Annotated in this window: 16 protein-coding genes; 4 read left to right on the plus strand and 12 right to left on the minus strand. The window is 62.1% G+C overall.

The genetic code is table 11. The features are described from left to right. Window positions 1-799: 799 nt before the first annotated feature. Entirely contained in the window at window positions 800-1,537 is a 738-nt protein-coding gene (locus IVB22_RS00495) for an outer membrane protein (RefSeq protein ID WP_247515384.1), read from the minus strand. Window positions 1,538-1,840: 303 nt separating this feature from the next. Between IVB22_RS00495 and IVB22_RS00500 the strand changes: the two genes are divergently transcribed. From IVB22_RS00500 to IVB22_RS00515, 4 genes are all read left to right on the plus strand, one after another. Continuing rightward, window positions 1,841-2,134: a DUF3551 domain-containing protein gene (locus tag IVB22_RS00500; protein WP_247515385.1), complete on the plus strand. Its 294-nt coding sequence runs from the start codon at window positions 1,841-1,843 to the stop codon at window positions 2,132-2,134. 152 nt (window positions 2,135-2,286) lie between these two features. Beyond that, window positions 2,287-2,547: a DUF3551 domain-containing protein gene (locus tag IVB22_RS00505; protein WP_247515386.1), complete on the plus strand. Its 261-nt coding sequence runs from the start codon at window positions 2,287-2,289 to the stop codon at window positions 2,545-2,547. Then, window positions 2,547-2,813: a DUF3551 domain-containing protein gene (locus tag IVB22_RS00510; RefSeq protein WP_247515387.1), complete on the plus strand. Its 267-nt coding sequence runs from the start codon at window positions 2,547-2,549 to the stop codon at window positions 2,811-2,813. The genes IVB22_RS00505 and IVB22_RS00510 overlap by 1 nt, the downstream gene beginning before the upstream one ends. Before the next feature lie 103 nt (window positions 2,814-2,916). After that, window positions 2,917-3,171, plus strand: a complete 255-nt coding sequence (locus IVB22_RS00515; protein ID WP_247515388.1) for a DUF3551 domain-containing protein — start codon at window positions 2,917-2,919, stop codon at window positions 3,169-3,171. A 6-nt stretch (window positions 3,172-3,177) separates the two neighbouring features. On the opposite strand, the gene IVB22_RS00520 is transcribed toward IVB22_RS00515, so the two are convergent. The 11 genes from IVB22_RS00520 to IVB22_RS00570 form a co-directional block, all read right to left on the minus strand. Beyond that, complete coding sequence (locus IVB22_RS00520) at window positions 3,178-3,876, minus strand: ABC transporter ATP-binding protein (RefSeq protein WP_247515389.1); 699 nt, start codon at window positions 3,874-3,876, stop codon at window positions 3,178-3,180. 7 nt (window positions 3,877-3,883) lie between these two features. Then, on the minus strand, window positions 3,884-5,164 hold the full coding sequence (locus IVB22_RS00525) for a lipoprotein-releasing ABC transporter permease subunit (RefSeq protein ID WP_247515390.1): 1,281 nt from the start codon (window positions 5,162-5,164) through the stop codon (window positions 3,884-3,886). Between the two features lie 69 nt (window positions 5,165-5,233). Further along, window positions 5,234-6,553 (minus strand): proline--tRNA ligase, encoded by a 1,320-nt coding sequence (gene proS / locus IVB22_RS00530; RefSeq protein WP_247515391.1) that lies wholly within the window; start codon window positions 6,551-6,553, stop codon window positions 5,234-5,236. 215 nt (window positions 6,554-6,768) lie between these two features. Then, the gene (locus IVB22_RS00535) at window positions 6,769-8,334 is read right to left on the minus strand and encodes a copper resistance protein CopC (RefSeq protein ID WP_247515392.1); all 1,566 of its coding nucleotides are present in this window, start codon (window positions 8,332-8,334) and stop codon (window positions 6,769-6,771) included. Between the two features lie 10 nt (window positions 8,335-8,344). Continuing rightward, entirely contained in the window at window positions 8,345-8,869 is a 525-nt protein-coding gene (locus IVB22_RS00540; protein WP_247515393.1) for a YcnI family protein, read from the minus strand. Window positions 8,870-8,879: 10 nt separating this feature from the next. Continuing rightward, window positions 8,880-9,383 carry a copper chaperone PCu(A)C gene (locus tag IVB22_RS00545; protein WP_247515394.1) on the minus strand — a complete coding sequence of 168 codons (504 nt, stop codon included), beginning with the start codon at window positions 9,381-9,383 and terminating at the stop codon, window positions 8,880-8,882. A 54-nt stretch (window positions 9,384-9,437) separates the two neighbouring features. Continuing rightward, window positions 9,438-11,645 (minus strand): TonB-dependent receptor, encoded by a 2,208-nt coding sequence (locus IVB22_RS00550; RefSeq protein ID WP_247515395.1) that lies wholly within the window; start codon window positions 11,643-11,645, stop codon window positions 9,438-9,440. A gap of 94 nt (window positions 11,646-11,739) precedes the next feature. Next, a complete protein-coding gene (locus IVB22_RS00555) occupies window positions 11,740-12,117 on the minus strand; it encodes a DUF2946 family protein (RefSeq protein ID WP_247515396.1) in 378 nt (125 codons plus the stop codon). 49 nt (window positions 12,118-12,166) lie between these two features. Next, window positions 12,167-12,667: a TlpA disulfide reductase family protein gene (locus tag IVB22_RS00560; protein ID WP_247515397.1), complete on the minus strand. Its 501-nt coding sequence runs from the start codon at window positions 12,665-12,667 to the stop codon at window positions 12,167-12,169. Further along, the gene (locus IVB22_RS00565) at window positions 12,664-13,878 is read right to left on the minus strand and encodes a sialidase family protein (protein WP_247515398.1); all 1,215 of its coding nucleotides are present in this window, start codon (window positions 13,876-13,878) and stop codon (window positions 12,664-12,666) included. Before IVB22_RS00565 ends, IVB22_RS00560 begins: the two co-directional genes overlap by 4 nt. 29 nt (window positions 13,879-13,907) lie before the next feature. Continuing rightward, on the minus strand, window positions 13,908-16,286 hold the full coding sequence (locus IVB22_RS00570; RefSeq protein WP_247515399.1) for a TonB-dependent receptor: 2,379 nt from the start codon (window positions 16,284-16,286) through the stop codon (window positions 13,908-13,910). Between the last annotated feature and the right edge of the window lie 28 nt (window positions 16,287-16,314).

Consider the following 16,314-nt stretch of genomic DNA (forward strand, 5'->3'; position numbering starts at 1 on the left):
CCCAGCCCGTCCGCTAGACGGCTTGGGTCGGCCGCCCCCCGCATCAAAGCTGCGGAATCACCTGCGCCCAGACCGCGATCATCGCGACAAACAGCGTAATCGACGCCAGCGCCGCCGCTTCTTCCACGAACATCCGCAACATCGTCCGACTCCCTACGATATGAGAACATATGAGGAACATTGTTCCTTTTTTGTTCTGGGAGTCAAGCGGCGGTAGTGGGTCAGCTTAAAGAATAACCCCTGTGGTTAATTCTCGACCTGTGTGACGGCCTAGCGGCGGATCTCACGGCGCCGCACCGCGCATGTCCCAACGGAATGCTCTGCCGATAGCGTGTTGCCGGACGACGAATTGATATTCCGGCTTATAGTTCGCTAGCTCCACTGCTCCAGCATCGCGATGGCGAGCCGGTTGGGGTCGCTAGGGCTTATGGGGTGGCTTGTCATGCCCACCTTCTGTCTGTGGACGTTCAATAAGTTCGTATGAGGGAACGTGGGTGGTCTCCAACCACGATTCCAGCGCAGCGCCGCAGACCGTGCAGACCGCGTCACCCGTTTGCGGTACCAAGAACTTCTCTTCAGTGCGTCTGTACTCGGCGCCGCAATTGCATTGAACAATTGTCGCCATTCCCGAAATATGCGCCCGGAACCGCCCGTTTTCCAGCCCCGGAACTGCGCCATAATCGAACTAGGCAGGACAGCGTTCGCGGATGATTCGCGAAGGCTAACCGGCTCCTCGCCGCAACAAAAAAGCCCCGGGACAATGCCCGGGGCTTCGTTGTTGGTCGCAGGTCGCGCGCAATCAGTACCTCGTAACCGCCGGGCCGCCGAACTTGTAGTTCAGGCGGGCGGTGACGAGATCGACGTCCTGACGGATGCGGTCGGTGCCGAAGGGAGCGCCGGCCGGGTCGGTGAAGTTGTAGGTACGGTCCTGCATGAACAGGTGATTGTACTCGACGCCAACCGACCAGTTCGGGGCGAAGGCGTATTCGAGGCCGGCGCCGATCGTGCCGCCCCAACGGGTGTCGTCGCCGGTGACGCCAGCGAGCGCGCCGCCTACAACGTTGGTGACGCGGTAGCTGTTCGAGGTCACTGCAGCACCGCCCTTGACGTAGAGCAGGACGTTGTTGACGGCATAACCGACCTGACCGGTGAACAGGCCGAACGCATCGACGTTCGTGTGGTTGCGGAAGGCCGGGAACTGCAGGCTCGTGTTGCTGCCCGAGAAGTCGGCCCAGTTGCCCTGGGCTTCAAGGCCGAACACAAACGTGCCGGCCTGCCAGCGATAGCCGATCTGGCCACCGACGGTTCCGCCGGTCGAGTCATGGGAGCCTTCGGGGCCAAAGCCAACCAGATCCCAGGAGTTGCGGCTCGAACCCCAGCCGCCGTTCGCACCGATGTAGAAACCAGTCCAGTCATACACAGCAGCGACCATCGGGGGCGCCTTGGTGTAAGGACGCGCAGCGAGATCCGCAGCAACAGCCGGCGCAGTCGCGCCGAGCGCGATCAGACTGGCAGTAACAAGCAAAACCTTCTTCATTCTTTTTATTCCCGTTCCGTTTTTGACAGCCCCCAAGGCCGTGCCTTGCTCATAGCATCGTTCGTTCGAATTACTGTAACCTCACTGCAACAACGCACATCAAACGGCCGCAGTGTGAACGCAAGTTAATGTTGTGCTGCAGGCGTTTTTCGAAACTTTGCACTGGAACCCGCCGCAAAGAATTCACATTCAACTTTGTGACGGTATTGCAGGGTGGAATGGGTTGACGGGACTACGCGAGTACGGCTTGTGTCGATGAAAGTGGAACCGGCAAAGCGCGGAAGTACGATGAGGAGATTCGAAATGCATAAGGTGATTCTAGCCGTGCTGGCCGCGAGCGGATTGGCCGCACTCGGCGCCGCGCCTGCCGAAGCGGTCGGCAGCCGATATCCGTTCTGCCTTCAGGGAAACGAGTATCCGGGGCTGAGCCACTGCACTTTCACTAGTTACGAGCAGTGCCAGGCAACCGCTTCGGGACGGTTTCTCTACTGCATCGCCAATCCCTATTATATCGGCGAGCGCGAACCGCCGCCCGAAGCGTATCGCCCGCTGCCCGGCCGCGCGCTGCCGCCCGCTCCCGGCTACGGCAGATACTGAGCGCTACCGAGGCTTATCGCGCCGCATGCTCACGCTGAACATCCAACGCGCGAACGTGATTTGACGCGGGCGTGGGTGGATCGTCTGGTTAGCGGCTGAGGGTTCCAGTGAAGCTTCCAGTTGAGACTCTTGGGGCTACCGGCGGAGGATGCATGCGAAGGGCATGGCTGGCGCTCATGGCGGCCGGAGCTGTGTCGGCAGCAGTTGCGATGCCGGCGGCGGCGCGCGAGCTTCCCTACTGCATCAAGGGCTGCGATTTCGGCGCCGGTGCCGGCGACTGCAGTTTTTCGTCGCTGGCGCAGTGCCAGGCAACCGCCTCCGGGCGGGATGCTAGTTGCGCTGCGAATCCCTATTTCAACGCCAGGGCGGACATGCAGACCGATCGCAGCCGCCAGTCCCGAAGGAGATTCTGATGCGCATTCTGGCTTTGGCAATTTTGGCAATCGCAGCGGCCTCGGCCGCAACACCGGCGCAGGCACAGACTTACGATCCCAACTTTCCGGTTTGCCTGCATGTTTATGGCAGGATCAGCTATTACGACTGTACCTATTACACCCTGCCTCAATGCAACGCGTCGGCCTCGGGCCGCTCGGCGCAATGCGTGATCAATCCGTATTTCGCACCTGCATCTCAAGGACCGTCGGCACGCCGCTACAAGCGGTACTACAATGGCTACTGAGCGTTTTCTGTTTGATTTGAGCATATTGCGCTGCGAATCCCTATTTCAGCGCCAAGACGGAAATGCAGACCGATCGCAGCCGCCAATTCCGTAGGAGATTCTGATGCGCATTCTGGCTTTGGCAATTCTCGCAATCGGAACGATTTCGGCCGCCGCGCCGGCGCGCGCCCAGACCTACGGCGGAGGATATCCGGTCTGCCTGCATGTCTACGGCCCGGTCACCTATTATGAGTGCAGGTATACGTCGATTCCTCAATGCAACGCGTCGGCCTCGGGCCGCTCGGCGCAATGCGTCGTCAATCCCTATTTTGCAAATGCGTATCAGGATCGGCCGGCGCGCAGGCACGGCGCTTACTGAACACAACTATTCCATTTCGACGACCTGCCCGTCGACCAGCGACACCCGCCGGTCCATCCGGCCGGCCAGTTCCATATTGTGGGTGGCGATCAGCATCGCGACCTGCGTCGCCTTCACGAGCTGCATCAGCGCCTTGAACACGTGATCGGCGGTATGCGGATCGAGATTTCCGGTCGGCTCGTCGGCCAATAGCGCCCGCGGCGCATTGGCAACTGCGCGCGCGATGGCGACACGCTGCTGTTCGCCGCCGGAGAGTTCCGCCGGCCGGTGCGTGATGCGCTCGCCGAGTCCGAGATAAGCCAGGATCTCCTCCGAGCGCTTGATCGTCTCGGAACGTTTGAGCCCACGAATCATCTGCGGCAGCATGACGTTTTCAAGCGCGGTGAATTCCGGCAGCAGCCGGTGCTGCTGATAGACGAAGCCGATGTCGGAGCGCCGGATCTGGGTGCGCTCGATGTCTGATAATTGCGAGGTCGGCGTGCCCGCGACGTAGACTTCGCCCTCATCGGGGCTTTCGAGCAGCCCTGCGATATGCAGGAGCGTCGATTTGCCCGAACCCGACGGCGCCACCAGCGCCACCGACTGCCCCGCCCACAGCGCCAGCTTGGCGCCGTTGAGAATGGTCAACGTCGCCTCGCCCTGCTTGTACTCCCGTTTTATCTCGTGGAGATAGATAATCGGTACATCTTCTGCCTCCTCGGCCATCTCGTCCTCACTCGTACCGGAGCGCGTCGACGGGATCGAGGCGCGCGGCGCGCCAGGACGGATAGAGCGTCGCCAGGAACGACAGCGTCAGCGCCATGATCACGACCGCGGTGGTCTCGCCGAAATCGATCTCGGCCGGAAGCCGGGAGAGGAAGTAGAGTTCCGGCGAGAACAATTCGGTGTTGGTCATCCAGGACAGGAACTGCCGGATCGATTCGATGTTCAGGCAGATCAGCATGCCGACGAAGAATCCGGTCAGCGTGCCGACCACGCCGATCGCCGCGCCCGTGATCAGGAATATCCGCATGATCGAGCCCTGCGAGGCGCCCATCGTGCGCAGGATGGCGATGTCCTGCCCCTTGTCCTTGACCAGCATGATCAGGCCCGAGACGATGTTGAGCGCGGCAACCAGCACGATCATGGTCAGGATCAAAAACATCACGTTGCGCTCGACCTGAAGTGCATTGAAAAAGGTCGAGTTGCGCTGCCGCCAGTCGACCAGGAACACCGGCCTTCCTGCGGCCTCCGTCACGCTCTTGCGGAACACGTCGATTCGATCGGGGTTGGTGGTGAACACCTCGATTGCGGTCACGTCGTCCTTGCGGTTGAAATAGGCCTGCGATTCCGGCAGCGGCATGAACACGAAGCTGGCGTCATATTCCGACATACCGATCTCGAATACGGCCGCCACCTTGTAGGGCTTTATGCGCGGCGTCGTGCCCATCGGGGTCACCGCGCCCTTGGGCGCGACCAGCGTGATGGTGTCGCCGGCGTGCAGCGACAATTGATCGGCGAGCCGGCGTCCGATGATGACGCCCTGCCCCTCGTCAAAACCTTCCATCGTGCCCTGTTTGATGTTCTTGGCGATCGAGGTGAGGTTGTTCAGGTCTGCGGAGCGCATGCCGCGCACCAGTACACCGGCGGCGTTGAAGGCCGAAGACGCCAGCGCCTGACCGTCCACGACCGGCGCGGCAAGGCGGATGCCGTCGACCTGGCTGATACGCTCGGCGACGTCCTTCCAGTCGGTCAGCGGCGATTCCAGCGGCTGCACCAGGAGATGCCCGTTCAGCCCGAGGATCTTGTCCAGGAGTTCCTTGCGGAAGCCATTCATCACGGCCATCACGATGATCAGCGTGGCGACGCCGAGCATGATGCCGAGGAACGAAAAGCCGGCGATGACCGAAATAAAGCCTTCCCTGCGACGCGCACGCAGATAACGCCCGGACAACAGCCATTCGAAGGGCGCAAAAGGTGGGGTTCGGGTTGTCTCGTTCATGGTCTCATCCATTACTCGATAATCCCATGATTCGGGCCAAATGTGGCCTTAATGGCCAACATTACCGCCACAGTGGATATCTTATCCCGCTATCCTCGCTACCACTTCCGCCGGGCTGAGATTCTCGCGCGAACCGTCGCTGCGCCGCTTGATCTCGAGCTTGCCCTCAGCAAGTCCCTTCGGCCCGACCAGAATCTGCCAGGGGATACCGATCAGATCGGCGGCCGCGAATTTTGCGCCGGCGCGCTGGTCGGTATCGTCATAGAGCACGTCGATTCCCTTGGCCTGAAGCTCGCGATAAAGCTTCTCGCACGCGCCATCGACGGTAGCATCCCCCTGCTTCAGGTTCAAAATCACGGCAGTGAACGGCGCGACGGCCTCCGGCCATTTGATGCCGGCGTCGTCATGGCAAGCCTCGATGATGGCGCCGACCAGGCGCGAGACGCCAACGCCATAGGAGCCGCCATGGATCGGCACGTCGACGCCGTCGGCGCCGGCAACCAGCGCCTTCATCGCATCGGAATATTTGGTGCCGAAATAGAAGATCTGGCCGACCTCGATGCCGCGCGTATTGACGCGCTTGTCGGCAGGCACTTCGCGTTCGTAGCGGTCGGCATCGTGAACGTCCTCGGTCGCGGCGTAGACCGACGTCCATTGCTTGATGATGTCTGTGAGGTCGCCGTCATAATCGACGTCATCGGGCGGGATCGGCAGGTTGAGCACGTCGCTGTTGCAGAACACGCCGGATTCGCCGGTTTCCGCCAGCACGATGAATTCATGGCTGAGATCGCCGCCGATCGGGCCGGTCTCGGCGCGCATCGGGATTGCCTTCAGTCCCATCCGCGCGAAGGTGCGCAAATAAGCAACGAACATCCGGTTATAGGAACGGCGCGCCGCCGCCTCGTCGATGTCGAACGAGTAAGCGTCCTTCATCAGGAATTCGCGGCCGCGCATCACGCCGAAACGCGGGCGCTGCTCGTCGCGGAACTTCCACTGGATGTGATAGAGATTGAGCGGCAGACTTCTGTAGGATTTGACGTAAGCGCGAAAGATCTCGGTGATCATTTCCTCATTCGTCGGCCCGTACAGCAATTCGCGCTTGTGGCGGTCTGCGATGCGCAGCATCTCCGGACCATAGGCATCGTAGCGGCCGCTCTCGCGCCAGAGATCGGCAAGCTGCAGCGTCGGCATCAACAGTTCCAGCGCACCGGCGCGGTCCTGTTCCTCGCGGACGATCTGCTCGATCTTTTTCAGGACCCGAAAGCCCAGCGGCAGCCAGGCGTAGATGCCGGCCGCTTCCTGCCGCATCATGCCTGCGCGCAGCATCAGCCGATGCGAGACGATCTCCGCCTCTTTCGGATTCTCTTTCAGGATGGGTAGAAAAAACCGCGACAACCGCATGGGACAACTCAAGGAATCAGTGGGATACCGGAAGAGGTGCAGTGAAACCGGATCGGGTGCCAAAATACAAGGCCGGGAAGTGTGAAAAGCCGCAGGAAACGCGGATTTGAAGCCCATTTTGGCGTGGTTTCGTAGGATGGGTGGAGCGAAGCGATCCCCACAAGAAATGATGGGTTTCGCTGCGCTCTACCCATCCTGCAAATTATTGGCAGGTGTCAGCGCACCTGCAGTTCGTCTTGCAGCGTGATCTTCTGGAAGTCTGTCACCAGCGCCTCGATCTGCATCCGCCAACGGCCGGGCAGCGGCAGCGCCACGCCGCGCACGTGCCAGTAGCCGTCCGGCCCGAGCGTCGCGCGACGCTCCATCGGCTCGATGCCGCGCTCCGGCAAGCTCAGGATCAGCGTCGCCTCCTTGGCCGGTAGCAGGGCTGCGTCGCCCGTCATCAACTGCAGCACAAAGTCGTTGGCGCCGACCTTGCCCGGCGAAACCAGCACCTGAAACATCGCTGCATCAGTATGGATATGAACCGAGAGCGGCGCGGCAACAGGATCAACTGAGGCGCGCGGCGGCGGCGTGAAGCGCCAGCCGGCGACGACCGCAAGGATGCCAACGACGAGAACGCATTCCAGCACGATCGACCGCAGCAGCGGCCGGCTGTTCTCGTAATCCGCAACGACCGTGGGCGAGAAGACAAACCGGTTCAGCGCCGCAAGGGCGAGCAACGAGATCACCAGCGTCAGCTTGATCGAGAGAAGGATGCCGTATTGGGTTTCGATCAGCGCGCGAATGCTCCCGAGCTGGATGACTGACAGCACCAATCCGCTCAGCACCAGCAGCCCGACCAGCAGCATTGCGATTGCCGAAAACTGCTTGAGCACGCGCGGCAGGTCGGCATTGCGCCGATGCACCATGGCGGCCAGCGGCGCCAGCGCGCCGACCCAGTAGGCCGCAGCGACGCCGTGCAGGAACAGCGATGGCCGGGTCAGCCATTGCGGCGAGGCGGTCGCCGCATGCCCGCTGGCCGCCAGCGACAGCCCGACGCCCACTATCGCGAGCGTGCTCAACACCCAGGCGATCAGGATGCTCGGGCTTTGCCATGCGAACCAGGCGATGGCCATCACCACGATCGCAATCAACAGCGACGGCCCGAGCGAGGTAGCGAGCGCGCTCGTCCACGGCGCCGACGTCGCGATGCCGCCAAGGGGAAGGTTGAGGAGATCGAGGCCCTGCAGGCCGAGCGAAGCCACTGCACTAACGAGACCGATGGCAAGCGCGCCGCGGCTGACCGTCGATCCGCTCGGGTCCTGCCCGATCCAGGCCGCGAAGAACGCGCCGCCGACGCCCACGAACAGCCCGAGATAGACCCCGATCCGCGCCAGCCAGATCAGCACCGCCAGCGGACCTGTCTTCGCCGGCGGTGCGCTCCCGGTCACGGCGCCGATTGAAAACACCATCGATCCCGCCACGGGATGGCCGTCCTGCGAGACCACGCGGTAGCTGACGATCTGCGTGCCCAGCGGCAGGTCGTCGGGCAGAACGATCAGCACGGATTGGCCGACCGCGCGCGTGGCGACGTCGCGCGCCTTACCATTGGCATCGATGACGCCGATCACGGCCGGCGTGATGCTCTCGTTGAAGTTCAACTGCACCATCTTCGGCGGCTGCGCCAGCACGCTGCCGTCGGCCGGTTCCGAAGAGACAAGCGTCGCATGGGCCCACGCGGCGCTCGCAATACATAGCGCCGACAGCAGCGCGGCAAGGCTCGCGAGCACACGCGCCATCGGGATTGCTTTACGGCTTCGTAGTTAGCTTGAGCCCCGGCGCTGGTGTCTTGCTGTCATGTCCATGACCGGTACGGCCTTCCGCCGGAGTATCGATCCAGCGGCTAACCCCCTGCTCGCATTCCTGCACCACGGGAAAATACAGCGTGGTGTCCGGCTTCAGGCCCGCCGTGAGATAGCTGGAGAAGACGAATTCATCGTAATTGTCGTCGGCGACCTTGCCGCCGCTCCACACCACTTCCTTGACGCCTTCGGAAATCTTCCCACCGTGAAACTCATACTCAGTGACGTACTTGCCCTTGACCGTCTCGACGGTCCAGCCGGGCTTGGGCATCGGCTTGATGCCGATCACGCCTTCCGGAATTTGCACCCGCAGCTTGACGGTCGGCGATCCCGCGCAGCCGTGCGGCACGGCGAACACCGCCTTGTAGTATGAGCCCACTGGCGCCTGCCGTTTCTCGAGGGTGACATGAGCGGTGGCCTGAGACGCCGATAGCGCAGCCAGCGCGGTGACGGCAAAAACAATCTTCGACATTGGCTGGCCCCTACTTCTTCATGTGTCCGCCGGAATGATCCCCGCCCGCAGGCGCCTGCGCGCCAACGCCCTGCACATCGAGCGACAGCGTCACCTTGCCGGCCTTCTCGAACTCGAGCGTGAGCGGCACCTTGTCGCCCTGCTTGAGCGGCGTCTTCAGATCCATCAGCATCAAATGGTAGCCGCCCGGCGCGAGCTTGACGGTCTTTCCCGGCTCGATCGGCAACCCCTTGTCGAGCGACCGCATCGTCATGACGCCGTTGTTCATCGCCATCTCGTGAATCTCGACCTTGCCGGCGAAATCGCCGGAGCCGCTGATCAGGCGATCTGGCGCAGTGCCCTTGTTCTCGATCGTAAGATAGCCGCCGGCAATCTTGGCGCCGCCGGGCGTGGCGCGGCTCCAGGCCTGCGTAATGACGAGATCGCCGGCCTTGACCTCCTGGGCATGCGCGGGTGCGCCCAGGAAAGCAAACAGGGCGGCCACGCAAGCAAGCGTGCGCATAATGTTCTTCATGGTTCGACTTTCGTATTCAACTGGGTTCCGCATTGGTCTGCGTCGGATGGATACCTACCATCTGTACTTCATCCCCGCAAAAACTGCCCTTCCGTTGCCGGGCTCGAACAAGGGCGATGTGGGAGTTGCCTGATTAATGATGCTGGTACTGGCGATATAGGCCTTGTTCAGAAGATTGCGCCCCTCGATATAGGCCGAAATCGGACCGCCGTTGTCGAAGCCAGCCTTCAACCCGAGCAGCGCATAGGCCTCGGTCTTCAGCGTATTCGCACTATCGACGAAATAAGCCTGCGGCACCCATTCGACATTGGGACCGAAATAGAAGCCGGTCGGATTCTTGTACAGCAACTCGGCCCGGAGGTAGTGGCGCGGGGCGCCGGGCAACAGGTTGTTGCCGAAGGCTGCATCATTGTCGAAACGGAAATCGTTGAACGTGTATGCGAGGTTCAGCCAGAGCTTGTCCGGCGCCGGGCCGTTGTTGAAGATGCCCTGGAAAATCGCGGCGCCCGCTCCCGCTTCGATGCCCTGGTGAACGGTGCGGTCCGCGTTGGTGACGTTGCAATTGCCGAACGCGCTGTAGAGACATTGCAGTTCGTTTCGGATATTGGAGCGATAGGCGGTGAGCTCCCAGGCATAGTCGGGCCGCTTCATCCGCGTTCCGATCTCATAGGTCGTAGCGGTCTGCGGGCGGATGCTGGTGAAGGGAATGATCGCGACCCCCGGTACATTCGCGCTTTCGCCAAAACTTGGCACCTCGGCGCTTCGCGAGATGTTGGCAAAAGCCTGCCAGGTCGGATCGATATTCCAGAGCAGGCCGGCCTTCGGCGACCAGAGATTGAACTCGGTCGATCCCGACTGATCACCATTGCTGAGGAAGCGATCCTGCCGGTCGCGGGTGGCGTAGAGGAATTGCGTGCCGGCAATCGCTGCGACGTTCGGCAGGAAGTAGAAACTGTCCTCGATATAGAGGGAGGTGTTTTTCGAGCGGTCCATCGACGACGACAGCAGCGCGCCCTTCTGTCCGCCGAGATTGGCGAATTGCTGGTTGTCGATGCTGCCGTTGAGGACGTTGATGCCGGCGACCAGGCGGTTGCGGAAGCCGCCGATAAAGCGGTCATCGGTCACCTTGGCGAAGCCGCCATAGTCCTTGTAGCTGTAATCGAGCCACTGGAAGATCGGATGCATCAAATGGCGATCGACGCCGAAGACGCCAAATTCGACCTTGGTGTCTTCAAACCGGATTGTCGTCTTGTTGGCGAGCCTGACGGTATTGAGGTTGCGCTGCTGATCCAGCGCGACGTTTGCCGGCGCGGCAGCTTGGGGATCGGTCAAGGCCGATTGCTTGGTGACGGTGCCGGGGATGCGCTGGCGGATCTCATTGGCGTTGAAATAGAACCGTGTTTCGGCGTCCGGCGAGAACTGGTAGCCAACATTGCCGCTGACGCGGGTGGCGCTGCCGGAACTGTGGTCCCTGAAGCCATCCGAGGCCTGGGTCGACGCGGTGACGAAACCGTCCCATGGACCGATTGCACCGCCGGCATTGGCTTGCAGCCGCTTGAACCCGAATGCGCCCATATCGGCCGACACCCCGTTCGGCCACGGATCGCGGCCGGTCGGAATCACGAAATTGATGGCGCCGCCGAGCGAGTTTGCGCCGAACTGCAGCGCATTGGCGCCCTTCCAGACCTCGACATATTTGTAGGCGGTCGGGTCGATCTCCTGGAAGTCGCCGTAGCCGTCAGCGGTGTTGATCGGAATGCCGTCCATGTAGAGCTGGATGCCGCGCAAGTGGAAATTGCGCGACAGGCCGGAACCGCGGATCGAAAGCCGCGTATCGTCGCCCCATTTCGGCTGGGCAAAGACGCCAGGCACATAATCCAGGATGTCCTTGATGGTGTTGGCGACGGTCGAATTCCTGTAGGCCGCGGCCGGCACGACCGCGACGCCGCCCGGGGTGTTGTTGATCTCGGTCAGCGCCTGCTGCGCGCTGAGCACCGCCAGGGCGCCGCGGCCGCCCTGCCCCTGATCGCCAGCGGCCGGCGGCGCCGGAGCGCGCACCTGCCGGACGGGGCGCGCGGACCGCGCCGCGCTGCGGGGTGGACGGGCGCTGGTGGCGCGCTTCTGTTCCGGCGCGGTAACAGTCACCGGCGGAAGGCTCTGTCGTTCGCTCTGCGCCTCGGCGCTGAACGGCGATACAAAAACGGCGGCCGATGCCAGCACCGTGCTGCGCACGAGCCCGACGGGTGATGCAAGACGAAACATGGATAATCCTGACACCAGCTCTTGGGCCGGCTTTGCTCAACTGAACGAACAGGCACGGCCGCGGGCCGCACCATTTGACGGAGGTCAAGTGAGGTCAGGAAATGGAAGGTGGCGCTCGCGCCTGTGCGTGCGAACCAGCGCCCACCGACGGCATATGATCCGTAGCTTCCAGCCATGTGATGAGCTGGTATTGGCGCTGCAAGACGACAAAGATCAGCGGCGGCGGATCGACCGCAACGGCGCCGCCATGGCTGACGCTGCAGAACCCGCAGCAATTGGCGCCGTGCTGTGCCTTGGCAGGCGTCGTCTGTGAGGCGTCCTGCGATGACGCCATGCCGGAACAGATCGTCGCCATATAAAGCGGATCGGAGACCGCATATGCGACCGCGCGAAATGCCCCGATCGGCGCCAGCAATTGCACCATGATCGAGAGCAGTACGATTGGAATGAAGACTTCCAGTCGCCGTCGCATGGTCACCCCAAAGCGCCCGAGTCGCCGCAATACCCAATAAGCTCGTTTCTCATCTCATTACAGCTTTTTGTTGAGCTAGCCACTTCTCGAGGTCCGATATTTCGGCCGAACCCTCTATGGTGGTGACGGCTCCGTCCCGCGCAATCAGCAGCGTGCGCGGAATCTCGCCCTGCCAGGCCGGGTCGATCTCGAACCGGAGGCGTTCGACAAAACCATCGCTGAAAAGCCAGTTCTCCGCCGTTCCCAGCCCGGCCTTCTCCAGCATCGCGCGCGCAGCACCCGGCAGATTCGGAACGAGATCGGCGCTGATCATCACGACGTCGACCTCGGAATGCTCCTTCATGAATTGCCCGAGCAGCGGCAACTCGACCTTGCAGGGGCCGCAGGTGACGCCCCAGAAATGCACCAGCGTTGGTCGGCCGGCGTGCGAACGCAGCACCTCCTGCCAGCTCCCTCGCACAAACGGTTTGAGCTCGGACGGCGTCTCGGCTGCCGGGGCGGCGGCCAGACAGGTAAGGAGGAATATAGCGGCGAGCAGGAGGCGCTTCATGATCCGTCTCCGATCGGCAGCAGGCGATATCCGTCGGCCTTGGTCATCCAGGAAAGGTAGGTCTTGTGCCCGTCGCTGACCAGCAGCGGGTGGTCGGAGGTATCAGTCGTCGTGGCGATCGCGACCGGCGTCGACCAGCTCTTGCCCTCGTCATGCGAAGTCATCGCGTTGACCGAGGTCTTCTCGCCGTCGAACTCCTTCCAGGCCATGGTGGCGCCGTGCGGGCCGGCAAGAACGTACGGCCGCGTCGGATTGCGGTCGGATCGGCCGAGCGGAAGCGGATCGGAAAACGTACGGCCCTGGTCGTCCGAGCGGGCATAGAACAGCCCCTTGCGGGCCTTGCCGTTGGTGTACCAGCTCACGTGATAGGTGCCCGCAGCCGAGATCGAAAGACTTGGACCATGATGCGGGCAGGCCGAAATCTGCCAATCGTCATTGCTGACGCGGCGAACCTCGCTTGGCGTGGCCGGATCGGCGAACGTCATGACCGCGTGATCCCGCACACCGCCTTCGAAGATGTTCCTGAACACGACCACAGGACGGCCGGGGCCTGCGAATGCCAGACCAAGCCGGCAGCACTCGCAGGTGTTGTCGCTCGCCAAACGCGCTTCGGAGTAAGTCGCGCCGCCATCCTTCGACGATGCGAAGAACAACCCTGCGCCTTCGTATTTCTTGCCGTCCTGCTGCGCGGGTACCCGGTTGCGCTTGTCGATCCAAGCCGCAAACACCGAGCCATCAGCATCGAGGCCGAGCGCCGCGAAACGCTGGCTCTCGTTACTCGCGGTGATAGGCTGCAACTCGGCAAAGCTTTGACCGCCGTCGATCGACCGGGTAGCGAGCACTTGGCCATTGAACGCCTTGTCCCTGAAGATCGAAAACGCCAGCGCGACGCCGCCGTTTTTCTCGACGACGATCTGGGGACGCGCATCCGGGCCCCAGTCGAGCTTGAGCTTTTCCTTGGTTACCTGAACCGGCGTCGAAAAGCTGCGTCCCTGATCCTTCGAACTCGCTACCGATATCTGGCCCCCCGCCATCCAGGCGAGCCACAGCGTGCCATCTGGCGCGAAGGCCGGCGTCACCTTCGACGCGCAGCGCAACGCGACCTCCTCACACGCCGCTTCCGAGGCATGCTGATGATGGCTCATTTGCGCTTGCGCTGCGGTTTGGCAAAGCGAGAAGGCGAGCGTCGCGAGCAGGCTCATTCGCAGCATGGCTTTACTCCTCCTGCAGTGTTGTCCGGTCATTTGAACGCCAGCTTCATTCCGGCAATGAATGCGCGCGGCGAGCCGGCGTAGATCGAGCCGGTCGTGCTGAGACCTTGAAGGCCGACCGCGCTGACCGAATTGCCGATGTTGTTGGCAGACGCAACGTAGGTCCGGTCGAACACGTTCCTGACTTCGACATACATGCTCAACGACTTGAAGTAGTCGGATTGGAGGTCCGTCTTGTAGTGGACGTTGAGATTGACCAGTTCGTAGCCGGGCGCCTTCTGCAAATTGGCGTTGTCCATGTAGAACGAATCCTTCCACTGAACCTCGACAAACGCCCCGAGCCCTGCAAGCGGCCCCCACATCTGCTCATAACCAAGACGCGCCGTCAGTTCGTGCGGCGAGATACCAGGGATCTTGTTGCCCGCGCGGTTGAAGCTGAAGACCGTCCCGCCTGCGCCCTGGCTTCTAAGGTCTTCGGTATATTCGGTGTAGTACTGATCGAGATAGGTATAGGCCGCGGTGAAGCGCCAGCCGGGATAGAATTTCCAGTCAGCGGCCAGCTCCACGCCGCGATGCTCGGATCGCGGCGCGTTGAACATGTAACTGACGCCGGCCGTGCGTGTCGCCTGGCTCACCAGTTCGTTGCGGAAGAACTCATAGAAGCCGGTCGCACTGAACTTGAGCGCGCTGTTTGGCGTCCAGTCGAAGCCGAGATCGTAGCCGAGGTTTTGTTGCGCCTGGAGTTGCGTGTTATTGCCGGGTGTACCGTCCGAAAGGACGAAGAGATTTCCGATCTGCGGCGTGCCGTATCCGGTGGCAACACGCCCGCGGAACTGCCACTCGGGATTCAGCTTGTAGAGCAGCGCCAGCTCGGGCGCGGTGTTCTGGAATTGCCGGTCGGCAGTCGTCGGAATGATCGTCGGGTTCGGAACCGGCGATGTCCCGTAATTGTAGGCCGTATTGATTCCCTTCAGATGCGTCGCTTCCCAGCCGATCCCGGCGATGGCGGTCAATTGCGGCGTCAGCTTCAATTCCTCGCGCGCGCGAACGCCGTAGTTCGTGGTCTCGCTCCAGGTATTGCTCTGCAGCCTGCCCAGCGTGGCGTTGCCGCCCGGCATCACGAATCTCGAGTCGCTCGACGCTGTCAGCGTATTGTAGAAGGCACCGAAATAGGTGGTGGATTCCAAGCCGAGAATTTCGCCGCGCTTGGTGACGTCGCTCATGTAATTGTACGACGGAAAATCGCCGATCGCGCTGGTGCCTCCGGTCGGCTGGCTGATGTTCCGATCGTCAAACACGAACTGGTTGCGCCAGGTCGTCGTGTTGTCGAAATCGTGCTCCCATCGCCCGCCGACGATCGTTCGCCTGTCGTCGCGGCCAAGGCCCGCCTGAGTAGCGGTGTGGGATGTCGTTGCGCCATTAAAGCCATTGTTGAACAATGGCACCACCGGGCATCCGAGCGCGGCGGTCGTACCCGTCGTGCAGCCCTGCTGGAACGGATTCTGATAATACTGGCTGAGCGTCTGGCGGAGCGGCAGCCTTGTATCGAGATTGTTGTTGATGAACTTGACCGTAAACCGGTCGTCGGGCGTCACCTGTAACGTGCCTAAAAAATTCACCGTCTGGGTATTGAACCAGCTATTGCCGATGAACCCGTCGCCGCGCGCATCGCTGGCGAACAGCGAGCCCTCGAAATTGCCGACCTTCCTGCCGTAAGTTAGATAGTTGTTGAGGTAGCCAAAACTGCCGCCATCGACGCCATACTCGGCGCCGTCGATCGTGCCGCCCGGGCGGGTGCGAAAGTTTAGCGCGCCACCGGTCGCGTAATTGCCATAGAGCGCCGACGATGGCCCCCGGATGACGTCGATCGCGCCATAGGCACGCGGATCGATCAGGTCGCTGCGGGACAGCCCGTCCGGTTGCGTGACCGGGAAGCCGTCGTCGAAGATTACGAGATTGCGGATGCCAAAACCGTTGCGGGCGTTGGAGCCGCGAATCGAGATGCCGATATCGCGCGGACCGTTGCCCTGCTTCACCGAGATGCCGGGGCTCTCGCGCAGCACGTCGGCCACGGAGAACGCCGGCCGGTTGTCAAACTGGCTGCGATCGATGGTCGTCTCGGTCTGGCCATTGGGCGCCTGGTAAAGCAGCGCGCGCGCCACGCTCGGCGTAATGCCCGCGGTTAGCGACGCGGAAGGCGCGGGGTTGGCCGAAGGCGGCCTCGCCTGCGTCCGGGCGGACGAGCGAACGGCCGGCCTTCGGGCCGCGGGTCTGGCGGCCGTTGCGCGCGGCGCCTCGACGGTCACCGCCGGCAACGCCGTCTGGGCCTCTGCGGTCGACGGCGCAAGGGTGAGCGCGCTGCCGAGCACAAGCAGGCTCGCGCCACCCAAGGCATGATAACGATACATAAGATATTCCTGACGCCAGCTCTTTGGC

The sequence above is a fragment of the Bradyrhizobium sp. 190 genome, from assembly GCF_023073415.1.
In the GTDB taxonomy this organism is placed as follows: Bacteria; Pseudomonadota; Alphaproteobacteria; order Rhizobiales; family Xanthobacteraceae; genus Bradyrhizobium.